Source organism: Streptomyces sp. TLI_105, from assembly GCF_900105415.1.
GTDB lineage: Bacteria > Actinomycetota > Actinomycetes > Streptomycetales > Streptomycetaceae > Streptomyces.
The window spans coordinates 8,370,949-8,385,660 of sequence record NZ_FNSM01000001.1; the positions used below are offsets into that span (position 1 = coordinate 8,370,949).

The 14,712-nt window shown below is 73.9% G+C and carries 14 protein-coding genes; 10 read left to right on the forward strand and 4 right to left on the reverse strand.

The genetic code is table 11. The features are described 5' to 3' along the window. The first annotated feature begins 105 nt into the window (after positions 1 to 105). On the forward strand, positions 106 to 1,272 hold the full coding sequence (locus BLW86_RS38130) for an amino acid deaminase/aldolase (protein ID WP_256341747.1): 1,167 nt from the start codon (positions 106 to 108) through the stop codon (positions 1,270 to 1,272). A gap of 61 nt (positions 1,273 to 1,333) precedes the next feature. After that, positions 1,334 to 1,993, forward strand: a complete 660-nt coding sequence (locus BLW86_RS38135) for a TetR/AcrR family transcriptional regulator (RefSeq protein WP_093878247.1) — start codon at positions 1,334 to 1,336, stop codon at positions 1,991 to 1,993. On the opposite strand, the gene BLW86_RS38140 is transcribed toward BLW86_RS38135, so the two are convergent. Further along, entirely contained in the window at positions 1,971 to 3,323 is a 1,353-nt protein-coding gene (locus BLW86_RS38140) for a S8 family peptidase (protein ID WP_177181883.1), read from the reverse strand. The two genes, BLW86_RS38135 and BLW86_RS38140, sit on opposite strands and share 23 nt — an antisense overlap. 785 nt (positions 3,324 to 4,108) lie before the next feature. Between BLW86_RS38140 and BLW86_RS42355 the strand changes: the two genes are divergently transcribed. Next, a complete protein-coding gene (locus BLW86_RS42355; RefSeq protein ID WP_177181884.1) occupies positions 4,109 to 4,744 on the forward strand; it encodes an SCO2400 family protein in 636 nt (211 codons plus the stop codon). 114 nt (positions 4,745 to 4,858) lie between these two features. Here the strand turns inward: BLW86_RS42355 and BLW86_RS38150 are convergent, their stop codons facing one another. Further along, positions 4,859 to 5,326 (reverse strand): MarR family winged helix-turn-helix transcriptional regulator, encoded by a 468-nt coding sequence (locus tag BLW86_RS38150; RefSeq protein WP_093878250.1) that lies wholly within the window; start codon positions 5,324 to 5,326, stop codon positions 4,859 to 4,861. Between the two features lie 350 nt (positions 5,327 to 5,676). Between BLW86_RS38150 and BLW86_RS38155 the strand changes: the two genes are divergently transcribed. From BLW86_RS38155 to BLW86_RS38190, 7 genes are all read left to right on the forward strand, one after another. Then, complete coding sequence (locus tag BLW86_RS38155) at positions 5,677 to 6,210, forward strand: EF-hand domain-containing protein (RefSeq protein WP_256341590.1); 534 nt, start codon at positions 5,677 to 5,679, stop codon at positions 6,208 to 6,210. A 357-nt stretch (positions 6,211 to 6,567) separates the two neighbouring features. Continuing rightward, positions 6,568 to 7,374 (forward strand): SDR family NAD(P)-dependent oxidoreductase, encoded by an 807-nt coding sequence (locus BLW86_RS38165; RefSeq protein ID WP_093878252.1) that lies wholly within the window; start codon positions 6,568 to 6,570, stop codon positions 7,372 to 7,374. Positions 7,375 to 7,547: 173 nt separating this feature from the next. Beyond that, positions 7,548 to 8,249: a 2-phosphosulfolactate phosphatase gene (locus BLW86_RS38170; protein ID WP_093878253.1), complete on the forward strand. Its 702-nt coding sequence runs from the start codon at positions 7,548 to 7,550 to the stop codon at positions 8,247 to 8,249. A gap of 213 nt (positions 8,250 to 8,462) precedes the next feature. Beyond that, positions 8,463 to 9,020, forward strand: coding sequence for a GNAT family N-acetyltransferase (locus BLW86_RS38175; protein WP_093878254.1), 558 nt, complete (start codon positions 8,463 to 8,465; stop codon positions 9,018 to 9,020). A 137-nt stretch (positions 9,021 to 9,157) separates the two neighbouring features. After that, on the forward strand, positions 9,158 to 10,198 hold the full coding sequence (locus BLW86_RS38180) for an SDR family NAD(P)-dependent oxidoreductase (protein WP_177181885.1): 1,041 nt from the start codon (positions 9,158 to 9,160) through the stop codon (positions 10,196 to 10,198). Positions 10,199 to 10,203: 5 nt separating this feature from the next. Beyond that, a complete protein-coding gene (locus tag BLW86_RS38185) occupies positions 10,204 to 10,716 on the forward strand; it encodes an SRPBCC family protein (protein WP_093878256.1) in 513 nt (170 codons plus the stop codon). Beyond that, a complete protein-coding gene (locus BLW86_RS38190) occupies positions 10,713 to 12,296 on the forward strand; it encodes a phytoene desaturase family protein (RefSeq protein ID WP_093878257.1) in 1,584 nt (527 codons plus the stop codon). The genes BLW86_RS38185 and BLW86_RS38190 overlap by 4 nt, the downstream gene beginning before the upstream one ends. A gap of 58 nt (positions 12,297 to 12,354) precedes the next feature. Here BLW86_RS38190 and BLW86_RS38195 read toward each other — a convergent pair whose 3' ends face one another. Next, entirely contained in the window at positions 12,355 to 13,380 is a 1,026-nt protein-coding gene (locus BLW86_RS38195; protein ID WP_093878258.1) for a TolB-like translocation protein, read from the reverse strand. Further along, positions 13,377 to 14,711, reverse strand: coding sequence for an MFS transporter (locus tag BLW86_RS38200; RefSeq protein WP_093878259.1), 1,335 nt, complete (start codon positions 14,709 to 14,711; stop codon positions 13,377 to 13,379). Before BLW86_RS38200 ends, BLW86_RS38195 begins: the two co-directional genes overlap by 4 nt. Position 14,712: the final 1 nt, after the last annotated feature.

Consider the following 14,712-nt stretch of genomic DNA (forward strand, 5'->3'; position numbering starts at 1 on the left):
GAGAAAGGCACGCAGCCCACGGGACGTTCCACCCCCGCCACGGAAACCACGCACACCGCGAACCGGAGCGCGCACCCGGCGCCGCGGCCCGCGAGCTTCCCCGAGCTGCAACGCGCCACCGCCGACCTCCAGCCGCCGTTCGCCGTCGTGGACCTCGGGGCCCTGCGCGCCAACGCCGCCCGGATGGCGCGCAGGGCCGGCGGCAAACCGATCCGCCTGGCCAGCAAGTCGCTGCGCTGCCGTCACCTGATCGGCGACGTCCTGCGCCTGCCCGGCTTCTCCGGCATCCTGGCCTTCACCCTTCCCGAGGCCGTGTGGCTCGCGGCGGACCACGAGGACGTCCTGGTCGGCTACCCGACGACCGACGCCCCCGCCCTGCGGCGCCTGGCGGGCGACCGGCGGATCGCGGAGCGCATCACCCTGATGGTCGACTCCGCGGAGCACCTGGACCTCATCGCCTCCGCCGTCGGCCCGGACGGCCCGCCCCTGCGCGTCTGTCTCGACCTGGACGCCTCCCTCCGCCTGGCCGGCGGACGGGTTCACCTCGGGATGCGCCGCTCACCCCTGCACTCGCCCGAGCAGACCCGCGACCTCGCCCTCGCCGTGCTCGCCCGGCCGCGGTTCCGGCTCGTCGGCGTCATGGCGTACGAGGGACAGATCGCCGGCGTCGGCGACGACCAGCCCGGCCCCGCCCTGGCCCGCGCGGCCGTCCGGCTCATGCAGCGCGTCTCCACGCGCGAACTGCGCGAGCGCCGCGCCGCCGCCGTCGGGGCCGTACGGGCCCTGGCGCCCCTGGAGTTCGTCAACGGCGGCGGAACGGGCAGCCTGGAGACCACCTCCGCCGAACCGGCCGTGACCGAACTCGGGGCCGGCTCCGGTCTGTACGCCCCCGGGCTCTTCGACCACTACCGTCGCTTCCGTCCGTCGCCTGCCGCCCACTTCGTGCTGCCCGTCGTCCGCAGGCCCGGCACCCGCCACGTGACCGTCCTCGGCGGCGGCTGGACCGCCTCCGGGCCCGCGGGTGCGGACCGGCTGCCCCGACCGGTCCGGCCGACCGGGCTGCGACTGCTGCCCCGCGAAGGCGCGGGCGAGGTGCAGACCCCCCTCACCGGGCACGCGGCCGATACCCTGCGCCTGGGCGACCGCGTCTGGTTCCGGCACGCCAAAGCGGGTGAACTGTGCGAACGGGTGAACGAGCTGCACCTGGTCGAGGGCGATCGGATCGTCGGCGTCGTTCCCACCTACCGAGGGGAGGGCCACGCCTTCCTGTGATCGTCGACCACCCTCGTACGTCGACCGGACCCACCGACCAGAGCCGCACCAGGGAGTCCACATGGCCCGCCACTCGGCCGACGAGCGCCGCGAACAACCCGTCGAGGCCGCGATCCGCGTGATGATCCGTGACGGCGTCGGCAAGGCCACCACGCGGGCCGTCGTCGCCGAGGCCGGCCTCCCCCTCGGGGCGTTCCACTACTGCTTCCGCTCCAAGCAGGAGCTGCTGCACAGCGTGATCGAACGGATCATGCTCCGGGCGCTCGCCTTCCCCCTCGTGCCGGCCGCCGCCGAAGCCTCCCCGCACGACCTCATCCGCGCCCCCCTGCACGGCTACTGGGACCGCGTACGCGAACGCCCCGACGAGCACCAGCTCACCTACGAACTCACCCAGTACGCCCTGCGGGAGCCGGGCCTCGCGGACGTGGCCCGCCGCCAGTACCAGCACTACCTGCAGGTCAACATCGACTACCTCCAGTCCGTCGCCCGCCTCGCCGGCATTCGCTGGACCGCGGAGGTCCCCGTCCTCGCCCGCCACGGCCTCGACCTCCTCGACGGACTCACCCTCCACTGGCTGATCGACCGCGACGACGCCCGGGCGCTCGCCGCCCTCGACATGCACGCCGCGCACCTGGCGACGCTCTCCGTCCCCCGCACCGACGGGGTTGCGGGACGGTCTTCATCGTCGGTCGTGTCGTTCAGTAGCGATCGGCGGCGATGAGGGGTCCGTAGTAGCGGCCCGGGACGGGGCGGTGGGGGTCACCGAAGAAGCCGTACGTCGGCCGCTGCTCGTTGTACGTGTGGGCGTCGCCGATGAGGGTCCTGAGATTGCGGGCCGGGGTGGAGTCGCCGCAGCGGTGTGTCTGGACCCACAGGGCGAGTACGCCGGCGACGGCGGGCGAGGCGAAGCTGGTTCCGTCGCCGAAGGCGTGGTGGTACGGGAGCGGGACGTTGCTCTCCATGCACACGCCGGGGGCGGCGACGGTGTGGCGGCGGTCGCCGGTCGAGCGGGCGAAGTTGCTGAAGGGCAGGCTGGCCTCGTCGTCGGCGTCTCCGTAGAAGCCGAAGTCACGCCCGTAGCAGAGGGGCTTGACCTTGCCGCCCGGCTTCCCGTCGAAGTCGGCCATCGCCGTGGCGGTGATCACCTCGTCGTAGGCGGCGGGTACCGTACGGGCGAGATCCACGGTGTGGTTGCCCGCCGCGACGACGGAGGTGACGCCGTGGTTCGTCACATTGCAGATGGCCAGATGGGCGGCGTCGTCATTGACCGTCCCGCAGTGGCCGTCGTCCATGTCCGCGGGGGGCTCCGTGGGGTCGGAGCCGAGGCTCATGTTCGCGATGGCGATGTCGTTGGCCGGGTCGCCGTCGGTGCGGGTGGACGCGAGCCAGTCGAGCCCGCACAGGAACGCCGCGTCCGAGATGTAACCGGTGTCGTCGGCGACTTTGACGGACCAGATCGGGGTGCCGGGCGCGACGCCGACGAGCCCCTGCGCGTCGTCGCGTGCGCCGATGATGCCGGCCACCATGGTGCCGTGGAATCCCGGGTCCCGCAGGCTGAGACCCGGTACGACGGGGCTGCCGCTGAGGCAGTCCACGCCGCCTCTCACGTTCAGGTCGGGAACCTCGGCGTCGATGCCGTCGTCGAGCACGGCGACGTTCACGCCGACGGTTCCCCGGCCGTCGCCGGAGCGCGTCGAGGAGCGGTCCGCGCGGATCCGGTCGATGAACACCGGCCGGCACTGCCGGTCGACGGGCGACGGCCGGCAGTCGGTGAGCGTCGTCGGCTGCCGCGGCGGGCCGTTCCGGTAGCTGTGCTGCGGCGATACGAAGCGTACGTGCGGTTGCTCGGCGAGCTTCTCGGCCTGATCGGCCGTCAGGGTCGCGGCATAGCCCTTGAGGGCGTGGCTGTACACCGCGCTCCGTTCGCCGCCGATCCGTCGGGTCTGCTGACCTCCGAGGGCCGAAGGGTCGGTGACGGAGTTGTCGAGGACGACGATGTAGCCGCGCGTCACGGGGACGGCCGCGGCGTCCGCGGCCGGCAGGGCGGACATGCTCAGCGACAACAGCCCTGCGCACTCGCAGCTGCCGCGAAGGTACGACGACGGTTCACCGGAAGGCCTTTCGGCAAGGGCCTCAGCTGGTCGGAGGCCGGACAGCCGCATCGTGACGCGGCCTCCGCACGGATGGTCGGATCATCGCCCGCTCGTGGGCGAGTCGAAGCGGGACCGAAGCACCCCGGTCCCGTGTTCAAGGGCCGTGGCTCTTGTCCGGAGGTTCGACTCCGTCGGCCGATCGGCGGTACGCCCCCGCGTGGCCGCCGAGTTCGGGGCGTCGTCGCCCCTCTCGCGAGGGTCTTCGGCGTTCGGTCGGCGGTCTGCACCGGTCCGGCCGGACCAGCCCTCGCGTCGAAACCTGTGCGAATGCCGGTGGATCCTGCACAGGAGCATCACACAGGCTGCGCACAGTCTTTCGAAAGCTTGGTTAGCGTTGCAGACCGCTCGAATCCGTTTGCAAACGTGACCGGGCCGCAGGCCCGTCGGGTCGGCGGCAGGCCTGTCGACCCCGAAAGACGGAGATGGACTACTGCTCGTCGTGCCGCCGACATCTCAACGGCGCCCTGGTGTGCCCTGGATGCGGCGCCTATGCCCCGGACATCGCTCCGACCACCACCGGCGGTCGCATCGTCCCCGCCCCGGTGGCCACAGCGACGACGGGGGAGGTGTCCGCGCCGGGCACTCTTTCCGCGGGTGCATGGCATGACGGCCGACTTCTCGACGAGATACCCGTAGGTGCCGTCCTTGAGGGAACCCCGGGGAGCGGCGCATCGGCGGAGCTCGTGGACGTGCCGACGGCGGCGGAGGGGCGGGCGGCGCGGCGTCGCCAGCGTGCCCGCTGGAGGAAGAACCAGCGCCGGGCCGTGGTGGCGACCGCCGTCGCGCTCGTCGGCGGCGGTCTGACCATGAGCGGGATGGACCGGCAGTCCGGCGACCGGGCCCAGGCGGCCACGGCGCCGCAGGACCCGGGAGCGGGCACCGTCGAGGACCGGGTGGAGCAGGACACGCCTCCTCCTTCCGTACGGCCTGATGTCCAGCGCTCCTCGGTCGCCCCGTCCGCGCCGCCGGTCGAGTCGGCCGTACCCGACCGGCCGCGTCGGCAGTACGCGACGGCCTCCCTCCGCACGACGCCGCCGGCCTCCAAGGCGCGTGTCGCCGCCCCTCTTCACGGGACGGAGCCGTCGGCCCCGAAGCCGCAGAGCGCCTCACCGGTTTCCCCGGCTCCGGCCCCGACCTCGCCCCCCGCCCGTACGGGCCCGACCGAAACGACGGACACGCCGACGCGGACCCCTGCCACCACGGATGTCACCGGCTCCCCGAGCCAGGAACCGGCCGCTCGGCCGAACACGACGCCGGCCTCGACCTCTCCGTCGGAGATATGCGTGCTCGTCGTGTGCTTGCCCGTCTCCGCATCCTGACCCCACGGGGCGTCGTCGCCTGCGTGCGAGCCGTCGACCGCCCTGTGTGCGGGAACGCGGGACCGGCCCCGGCGGGAGGCCGGGGCCGGTCGAGCCGTCCGGTGCTGCCGGCCGCTACGGGCGGGCGAGGGGGGAGTCCACCGCCTCCACCGCCGCGACGAGCGGGGTGAGATCGGGGTTCTGCGCGGCCTCGTCGAGCGCCTGGCGCAGGGCGGCGTCGTTGGTCGGCCGGGCCTCCTCCAGGAGCTTCAGGCCGACCGGCGTGACATCGGTGTAGATGCCGCGGCGATCGGTCGGGCACAGGTACCGGGACAGCAGTCCGCGGTCCTCGAGTCGGCTCACCAGGCGGGTCGTGGCGCTCTGGCTGAGCACCACCGCGTCGGCGACCTGCTTCATCTGCAGGTGGCCGCCCTCGCCGTCGTGCTGCCGGCTGAGCACGTCGAGCAGGGAGTACTCCCGGACGCTCAGGTCGTGCCGGGACTGCAGGGCGCGCTCGATGTGCGTCTCGATCCTGCCGTGCAGGAGGGACAGGGCGCCCCATCCGCTGGCGAGGGCGGTGCGCACGGGATCGGTGGCGGTCATGAGGGTCCGCGTCTCCTTCCGGGCGTGCTTGGATCCAGGATACGTCACGAAAGAAAATATCGGCGAGGGGCTGTATAGCGCTTATGCAAGTATCTCGCGCCTGGCCCGTCGTCCCCTGTGCCAGGTCTTCGGCCTCGTGGAACGCCCCGGCATCCGGTGGCAGGACGTCGGCAGTTCGCCGAGGACGAGTCGGGCACGAGGACGGCCGGTCCCGGCGAGGCCATCACGTCGGGTGAGTGTCGACCGGTTCGTGGCGGGTCGCCCGGCCGCGAAGGGTTCGGCCGTCGATCATGGGCGCGGCGGCCTCCCCGCCCGACCGCTCCTCACCCTCAAGCGAAAGAAGAGCCGACATGGCACTCCCGCGAACCGAGCTCCAGACCGCACCGATCGACCCCGCAGCGCCCAAGGCCCGCATCTACGCGATGCTGGACACGGACGGAGACGGAGTCGCCTCCAGGCACGACTACTTCGTCCGCATCGACCGGGCCCAGCAGGCGACCGGACGCGGCGATGACGACCCCCTGGTCGTCGCCGCCCGCGCCACGGGCGAACGGGCCTGGGCCGCGATGGACGCCAACGGCGACGGCGTGATGACCTACGACGAGTACATCGCCTGGGTGGACGCCGAGAAGTTCGACAACATCTGCCAGTACGCCCTGGGCGCGCTGTTCGACCTCGCCGACGCCGACCAGGACGGCGCACTGGACCGCTCTCAGTTCACGGTGCTGCGCCAGGCGCTGGGCAATCGGGCCGACAACGCCGACGCGGCTTTCGACGCGCTGGACGGCGACGGAGACGAACTCGTCAGCCGCGCCGAGTACCTGGCATCGATCCGCGCGTACGTCACGGGCGAGGACTCTCCCATGGGCGCCGCCCTGTACTGAACCCCGCGTCGAGCGGCGTGCCCGAGGCGCCGGCACGGGGGGCGGGGACGGCCAGAAGGCCCGCTCCTAGGAGTCCCGCGTGGCCTCGACGGCGGCGCACAACAGGTCGGCGAGGTCCTCGACCACGGGGTGCGAGGCGCGCGGGCGGGTGACGGCGAGGACCTCGGGCTCCGGGCGCTCGGCCGCGGGCGGGCCTTCGACGCGGGTGAGCGGCCGAGCCGGGTCGTGCCGGCCGCAGACGACGGAGGCCGGTACGAGGCCGACCGCCAGCCCCTGGGCGATCAGTTCATGATTCGTGAAAGCTCACTTTCTTGATCGTCGCTTCCCACGGTGCCCGGGCGAGGAGAGGCTGTGTCCATGGACATGGACACGAACACGAAGCAGGACACGGGGGCGCCGGTCGCCGTGGTGACCGGGGTGGCCCAGGGCATCGGCCGGCGGGTGGCCGAAGTGCTGGCGGGCGAGGGGTACGCCCTCGTGCTGGCCGACCTGAGGGAGCCGACGGAGACCCTGGCGGCGGTACGGCACGCCGGTGCGGAGGCGTACGCGGTGGTCGGCGACGTGGCCTCGGAGGCCTACGTCGGGGAGCTCGCCGAGCAGGTGCGCGAACGCTTCGGCCGGGTCGACGTCCTCGTGAACAACGCGGGCGTCTCGCTGCTCACCCCGGCCGAGGACACCACCGCCGAACAGTGGCGGCGCGTCCTGGAGGTCAACCTCACCGGCCCCTTCCTGCTGTCCCGGGCGCTGGGGAAGCTGATGCTGGACACGGGCGGGGGCTCGATCGTCAACGTCGCCTCGATCGCGGGGCTGCACGGGGTCGCGGACCGGGCGGCGTACAACGCGAGCAAGCACGGGCTGATCGGCCTGACCCGGACCCTGGCCGCGGAGTGGGGCGGGCGCGGGATTCGCGTCAATGCCGTGTGCCCCGGCTGGGTCAAGACCGAAATGGACGCCGAGGACCAGGCCTCCGGCGGCTACACCGACGCCGACATCGTCGAACGGGTGCCCATGGCGCGGTTCGCCGCGCCCGAGGACATCGCCCAGGCCGTCGCCTTCCTCGCCGACCCCGCCCGCAGCGGTTTCGTCAACGGCGTCGCGATGCCGGTGGACGGGGGCTGGACCGCGGACGCGAGCTGGAACTCGCTCCGTCTGCGGAAGCGTTGAGGCGAGCACGGAGGGCAGGCGATTCCCCCGCACCCCGCCCACGTACGGGACAGGGTCGAGCGCTCGCCGTGGGACCGGGCCGCCACCGAGCGCGACGTCCCGCCCCGAGGCCGCGGGTGTGATGCGCATCACCGCCGGGGCGCTTCGGGTCGGGCATGCGTGATCATGATCGGATGGACGCCCGTTTCCTCGGCACCGCCGAACTGACCGAAGTCCCGCCCGTGGCCGTCGTGGTCGACGTCATGCGTGCTTTCACGGTGGCTGCCTGGGCCTTCGCCCAGGGGGCGGAAAGGATCGTTCTCGCCGAGTCGCCGGACGAAGCCCTGGCGCTCAAGGCTCGCCACCCGGACTGGATCGCGCTCAAGGACGGTCCGCCCACGCCCGGGTTCGACGCCGTCAACTCGCCGGGTCTGCTGCGGTCCGTCGACCTCGGCGGGCGGACCGTCGTGCAGAAGACCACGGCGGGGACGGTCGGCGCCCTCGCGGTCAAGGACGCGTCCCTGGTGCTGTGCGCGAGCTTCGTGGTGGCGGAGGCGACGGCTCGGCTCCTGCGGACACGAGGGTGCGACAGCGTCACGTTCGTGGTCACCGGCGAGAACGGGGAGGCCGACGAAGACCTGGCGTGCGCCCAGTACATCGCCCGCAGGACCACCGGGGACGGGACGGACGCGGCCGAGTTCCTCCGCCGCGCCGGCCGGTCACGTGCCGCCGCCGAGCTGACGCAGGGCGTGCGCCGAGGAGTGCACCCCGATGACGTCGCCCTCTGTCTCGAACTCGACCGGTTCCCCTTCGCCATGGCGGCGGCCCAGGAGGGCTCGCTCATGGTTCTGCGTCCCTGCGCCGTGCCATCGCCGATCGACGAGGCTTCGAACTGATCGCCGACGAGGCCGGACGCCCGCGCGGCAATCTGCGAGGGCGCGTGTCGGTGCCGCCGGTGCCGTGGACCGGGTCGATGCCCCGGCCCGCGGTCACGGCGGTGCCGGAACACCTCGCGCTCACGGAAAGAACCTTGCGACGCCCCGGACGCGTGCGCGACCGAGATCGACGGCTGGATCGCCGATCAGCGGAAGAACCGATGGGAGACCTGTGTGAGCGTCTTGCTGTCCGTCGCCTCGACTGCGGCCCTGCCCGCCCTGAGGCTGCGCGCCTGGCACCCTGACGACGCCGAGGCCCTCGTGGCCGCGCATCGGGATCCTGCCTTGCGCCGCTGGCTCATCACCGTGATCGACAGCGAGGCCGACGCTCGTCGTTGGATCGACGACCAGCGCCGAGGCTGGGCCGCCGGGACCCGCTTCGGCTTCGCCGTCCTGGCGGACGACGGCGCGGGCTTCGGCCCGCCGGTCGGCCACGTGGGCGTGAAACCCAAAGACGACGGCGCCGCGGAAGTGGGCTACTGGACAGCTGCCGAGGCGCGCGGACGGGGCCTGGCCTCCCGCGCTCTGGAGGCGGCCGTCCGCTGGGTCCTGACCGAGGGCTCCGCACCGCCGGCGGTGCGGTTCGAGCTCTTCCACGCGGTGGACAACTCCGCGTCCTGTCACGTGGCCGAGCGATGCGGCTTCGGCCTCGAAGCGGTCCTGCCCGCCCAGCCGCCCGTGTTTCCGACCGAGGGCCACCTGCACGTCCGCGGCGACTCCGCCCGGCCCTGAGGAACCCGTCAGGGCCGGGCGGAGGGTGTCCGCCCGATCGCGGACGGTGAGCGAGGCGTCACATGCGGCACTCCCGGATCCGGGATCGCCGTCCGGGAGCGCCGCATGAATCGGCCCACGTCGGTGACAAGCACACCGTGAACGGACACACACGTGAGCCAGGCCCCGGAACCGTCGTCGTGGTCACGGGCGCGTCGAGCGGCATCGGGCGGGCGGTGGCGGCCGCGTTCGCCGCGCGCGGCGCCCGGCTCGTCCTGGCCGCCCGCAGCGCCGACGTCCTCGCGCAGGTGGCCGGCCGGTGCGCGGGGGCGCACCCCCGGGCCGAGGCCGTGGCCGTCACCGCCGACGTCACGGACTTCGCCGCGACGGAGCGCGTCGCGCGGACCGCGGTGGACCGGTTCGGCCGGATCGACATCTGGGTGAACGCCGCCGGCGTGGGCCTCCTGGGACGCCTGGACCGGGTGCCGCCGGCCGATGTGCGCCGCCTGTGGGAGACCAACGTGCTGGGCGCCTTCCACGGCGCCCGCGCCGCCCTGCCGGTGATGCGCCGACAGGGCGGCGGAATCCTGATCGACGTGTCCTCGGTGCTCGGCGGCGCCGTGGTGGCGCCGTACATGGGCGCGTACGCCGCGTCCAAGGCCGCGCTGGTGACGCTCGACGAGGTGCTGCGGCAGGAGCTCCGGCTCAGCGGTGACACCGGCGTCGCGGTGTGCACGATCCTGCCGGGGGGCGTCGACACCCCGTTCTTCCGGCACGCGGCCAACCACACGGGGCGTCGCGTCCGCTCGCTGCCCGCCGTCGCCACCCCGCAGCGGGTCGCCCGGGCCGTGGTGCGTGCCGCGGCCCGGCCGCGCCGGCGTGTCCACGTCGGACCCGGATCCCGGCTCCTGCCCTGGGCCCACGCCCTCGCGCCGGGGGCCGTACGGAGCCTGGTCCGGCGGCGCACCGGACGCGTCTACCTGGACGCGCCCGGCACGGCCCCGATCACACGGGGCGTCCTGTACGAGCCGTCCGCCGCGACCGCGTCGGTCGCCGGAGGGCGGCACGCGGGGGTCCGTACGGCCGTGCGGCGCGTTGCCGGATGCACGGCCGCGCTGGCCTCGGCGGCCGCCGTCCGATCAGTGGCACGGCATCTGCCGTCCAGGGGCCTGCCGTCCCCGCATCACCGGAGGAGTTGAGGAGCGTGGCGCAGTGGAACCGGGTCATCGAAGCGACGCCCGAGGAAGTCTGGGCGGTGCTCAGCGACGGGCGGCGGTACGCGCGCTGGGTGGTCGGCACCCACGATTCGTGGGAGCGGGACGACCACTGGCCCGCCCTGGACGCGGAGCTCGGCTACGCCCTGAAGCTGGGCCCGTGGACGTACCGCGGGCGGACGATCTCGCGACGGTGCGAGCCGATCCGCCGGCTCGAACTGGAGGCGGCCTCGCGTCTCGGCACCGCCCGGATCTCCTTCCTCGTCGAGCCCTGGGGCAGCCGGACCCTGGTCCTCGTCGACGAGCATCCGCTCAGGGGCCCGGCGGCCCGCTGGCACAACTCGGCAGCCGACCTGTTCCTGCGCTGGCGGCACCGGCACATGCTGGCCCGGCTGGAAGAGGCCGTCGTCTCCGCACGGGGCCGCTCGCGCGCCGACGCCCCCGGCGACGCGCGTCCGTCCTCGGACCCCGGTGACGGGAACGGCGCCCGGGACCGGTCATGACGACGCCGGACGCGGTGGTCATCGGGGCCGGCCCCAATGGGCTGGTGGCGGCCAACATCCTCGCGGACGCCGGCTGGCACGTCGTCGTCCTGGAGGCGCGGGAGGCGCCCGGCGGCGCGGTACGGAGCGACCGGGGCGTCCACCCCGACTACGTCCACGACCTGTTCAGCGCCTTCTACCCGCTCGCAGCGGCCTCTCCCGTCGTGCGGGGCCTCGGGCTCGACCGCCACGGTCTGCGCTGGCGCCACGCGCCGCACGTCGTGGCCCATCCCCTGCCCGACGGCAGGGGCGCCCTCCTCAGCCGGGACCTCGGCCGCACGGCGGCCTCACTGGACGCGTTCGCCCCGGGCGACGGTGCCGCCTGGGAAAGCCTCCACCACTGGTGGAGCGGATTCCGCGACGATCTCGTCGGCGCCCTGTTCACTCCCTTCCCGCCGGTCCGGCACGGCCTCGGACTCCTGGCCGGGCACGGGCCGCGGGACGCCCTCAGGCTCCTGCGGACCATGTTGCTGCCCGCCCGCCGCTTCGGCGAGGAACACTTCGCGGGCGAGGGCGGGCGGCTGCTCGTCACGGGGAACGCCCTGCACGCCGACCTCGGCCCGGAGTCCGCCCTCGGCGGCGGCTTCGGATGGCTGATGTGCATGCTCGGCCAGGACGAGGGATTCCCGGTGCCGGAGGGCGGGGCGGGCCGGCTCACCGACGCCCTCGTGTCCCGCCTGTACGAGCGGGGCGGTGAAGTGCGCTGCGGCCGTACGGTCACGGAGGTGTCGGTACGGGAAGGCCGCGCGGTCGGCGTGCGCACCGACGACGGGGCGTGGTTCCCCGCACGACGGGCGGTCCTCGCCGACGTCCCCGCGCCCGTCCTGTACGGGCGGCTCGTGGACGAGCGGCACCTGCCCGCACCGGTCCGTGCCGATCTGCGCCGGTTCCAGTGGGACTTCGCGACGTTCAAGGTGGACTGGGCGCTGTCCCGTCCGATCCCCTGGAGCTTCGCCGACGCCCGGGAAGCCGGGACCGTCCATGTCGCCGACGGGGTCGACGCGCTCACCCGCTTCGCCGCCCAGCTGGCCACGGGGCAGGTGCCGGACGTCCCCTTCACCGTCCTCGGGCAGATGACCACGGCGGACCCGGACCGCTCCCCGGCGGGCACCGAGTCGGCGTGGGGCTATACGCACGTGCCGCAGTCCGTCCGCTCCGACGCGGGCGAGGACGGCCTCGCGGGCCGCTGGGACGAGCGCGAGAAGGAGGCGTTCGCCGCACGGGTCGAAGCGGGCGTGGAGCGCCTGGCGCCCGGCTTCCGGGCCACGATCGTGGCCCGCCGCGTCCTGGCGCCCCCGGACCTGGAGCTCCTGAACCCCGCGCTCGTCGGCGGCGCCGTCAACCAGGGCACCACCGCGCTCCACCAGCAGCTCGTCCTGCGCCCGTTCCCCGGCAGCGGCCGCCCCCGGACACCGGTCCGCGGCCTGTACCTCGCCTCCGCCAGCGCTCACCCCGGCGGAGGCGTCCACGGCGCCCCCGGCGCCAACGCGGCCCACGCCGCCCTCGGCCCGCTCCGCTCGCTCCACGCGCGATACCCCTGAGACGGCTTCGGGGCCGTACGCCCGCGCATTGATCGCCGCCCCGCCCAGCCTCGTCCCGTCACTCCAGGAACGCCGGTGCCAGGGCCGCCGTCAGCAGGCGCTTCGGGGCGCCCGAGCCGTCGGCCGGGACGGTGTAGAGGTCGGCGCCGTAGTCGCCCGGCAGGGAGTAGGAGACCGTGTGGTCGTCGAGCCAGACGGCCTGGTCGTCGACGCTGCGGGGCTCGGCGAGCGCGGTCTCCCGCAGGGTGGCGAGGTCGAGGGCGTACTCGTGCCAGGGCGCGTCGGCGGGGGCGCCCGCGACGCGCTTCTTGTAGACGACCCGGGTCTCGTCGGGGGAGAGCGACGGGCACTCGACGTTCTGGTGGAGCGTGGTGACGGTACGGGCCGTCAGGTCGCCGCGCACCAGGTAGGTCCGGCCGCCGGTCGCCATGGTCGCGTAGAAGTGCCGGTCGTCGCGGGAGAAGGTGACCCCCCAGAAGTTGGTGTCGGCGGCACGGTGGTCCTTGCCGTCCTTCACCACCCGGAACTCCTCCAGGGACGCGGTGAGCCGGCCCGTCGACGTGTCCAGGACCGCGGTGCGGGTGGAGAAGCTCGCGCTCGCGTACGAGTCGCCGCCGACGAACACCGTCCACGCCACCAGCCGGCCCGACGGCGAGACCCGGGCGCGGGTCGGGATGCCGGGCAGCGGGTAGTGGGCCCGCTCCTTGAGGGCCGAGTCGACGACGACCGCCCGGTAGCTGTCCTCCACCGCGCCGCGTACGGCCTGCAGACAGATCCCGGTGCCGCCGGCCGCGTGGAACCGCAGGCATTTCACCCCCGACGCGGTCCGTGGACCGGCGGGGGTGCCGGCCGGCACGGTGACCAGCTCGTCGCGGTGCGGGCCCCAGGCCATGTTGCGGAAGACGATCCGGCGCTCGGCACCGCTCGCGAGCGAGACCCGCCCGGACGCGATCGCGGGGCCGCCCGCCCGCGGGCGGTCCTTCTCGGCGGCCCGGTCGGCCGCGTGCAGCAGCGACGCGGCGGCCACCCCGCCGAGCACGGCGATCGCCGCGAGCAGGACGAACAGTTTGTTGCGCAGGGTCATACGGGTGATTCCTCCGAAGCCGTGCCGGTGGTCGGGGCCGTGGCGGCGCCCGGGCCCGTGTGCAGGGCCGTGGGCCGCAGGGCGAACGCCGCCACCGCGCACACCGCGAGCACGGCGGTCGCGGCCCCGAGCGCCCAGCGGTCGCCCCACGCGGTCCAGGCCGCACCGAACGCGATCGAGCAGCCGAACCGGGCGAGCGCCTGCCCCGTCTGGACCAACGCGAGGCCCGAGGACCGGAGTTCGGCCGGTACGCAGCTGGCCGCGGCCGCCATCAGGACGCCGTCGGTCGCCGCGTAGAACCCGCCGTGCAGCGCCAGGACCAGGCAGGGGAGCGCCGGGCTCTGCCAGCCGCTGAGCAGCGTTCCGTACACGAGCAGCAGGGCGGCGTGGCCGCCGAGGAACACCCGCCGGCGACCGATCCGGTCGGCGAGCCGGCCCAGGGGCACGGCGAGCAGAAGGAAGGCGACGGCGGTGCCGAGCGGCAGCAGTGCGAACCAGTGGTCGGTGACGCCGAGCCGCCGCTGTAGCAGCAGGTAGACGAACGAGTCGCTGACCGTGGCGAGCCCCAACAGCAGGGCGGTCAGGGTGAGTCGGCGCACGTCGGGCACCCGGAGCAGGCCGAGCGCGGCCTTGAGCGAGGCGCGCGGTGCTTCGTCGGAGGCCGGGGCCGCCTCGGACCGGGGGAGCGGTGGCCGCGACGGTACGAAGAGCAGCAGGACGAGCACGCCGACCGCGGCCACGCAGAAGCTGACCGTGAACACGGCGTCGTAACCGTCCGCCGCCTGACGGAGGATCAGGAAGGCGACCAGCGGCCCGATCAGGGCACCTGCGGTGTCCATCGCCCGGTGCACTCCGAAGGCACGGCCGCGCGACTCCTCCGGCGAGGCGAGCGAGATCAGAGCGTCGCGCGGCGCGGTCCGCAGGCCCTTGCCGGTGCGGTCGGCGGCCAGCACGGCGCCGATCAGCGGCAGCGAACCCGCCACCAGGAGGAGGGGCTTGCACAGCGCGGAGAGGCCGTAGCCGAGCGCCGCCACCGTCTTGTGCCGGCCGCCGCGGTCGGCGAGATGGCCGCCGACGAGCCGGACGAGCGCGCTGAAACCGTTGTACACGCCGTCGAGGAGGCCGAATCCGAGCGGTGAGAGCCCGAGACCGGCGACCAGGTAGAGCGGCAGCACGGCCGTGACCATCTCCGAGGACACGTCCGTGACGAGGCTGACCGTGCCGAGTGCGAGCACGGTCGGTGCGACGGCGGCGCGCCGCCCGGGACCGAGGTCCCGGGCGGCGGCCGTCGCGGCCGTCGCGGGGTTGCTGCGACTGTCCGCTACGTACACG

Coding starts and splice junctions, on each gene's coding strand:
- BLW86_RS38190 (WP_093878257.1), top strand. CDS start 10,713: ATGACGACGCCGGACGCGGTGGTCATCGGGGCCGGCCCCAATGGGCTG.
- BLW86_RS38135 (WP_093878247.1), top strand. CDS start 1,334: ATGGCCCGCCACTCGGCCGACGAGCGCCGCGAACAACCCGTCGAGGCC.
- BLW86_RS38165 (WP_093878252.1), top strand. CDS start 6,568: ATGGACATGGACACGAACACGAAGCAGGACACGGGGGCGCCGGTCGCC.
- BLW86_RS38150 (WP_093878250.1), bottom strand. CDS start 5,326: ATGACCGCCACCGATCCCGTGCGCACCGCCCTCGCCAGCGGATGGGGC.
- BLW86_RS38170 (WP_093878253.1), top strand. CDS start 7,548: ATGGACGCCCGTTTCCTCGGCACCGCCGAACTGACCGAAGTCCCGCCC.
- BLW86_RS38155 (WP_256341590.1), top strand. CDS start 5,677: ATGGCACTCCCGCGAACCGAGCTCCAGACCGCACCGATCGACCCCGCA.
- BLW86_RS38195 (WP_093878258.1), bottom strand. CDS start 13,380: ATGACCCTGCGCAACAAACTGTTCGTCCTGCTCGCGGCGATCGCCGTG.
- BLW86_RS38140 (WP_177181883.1), bottom strand. CDS start 3,323: ATGTCCGCCCTGCCGGCCGCGGACGCCGCGGCCGTCCCCGTGACGCGC.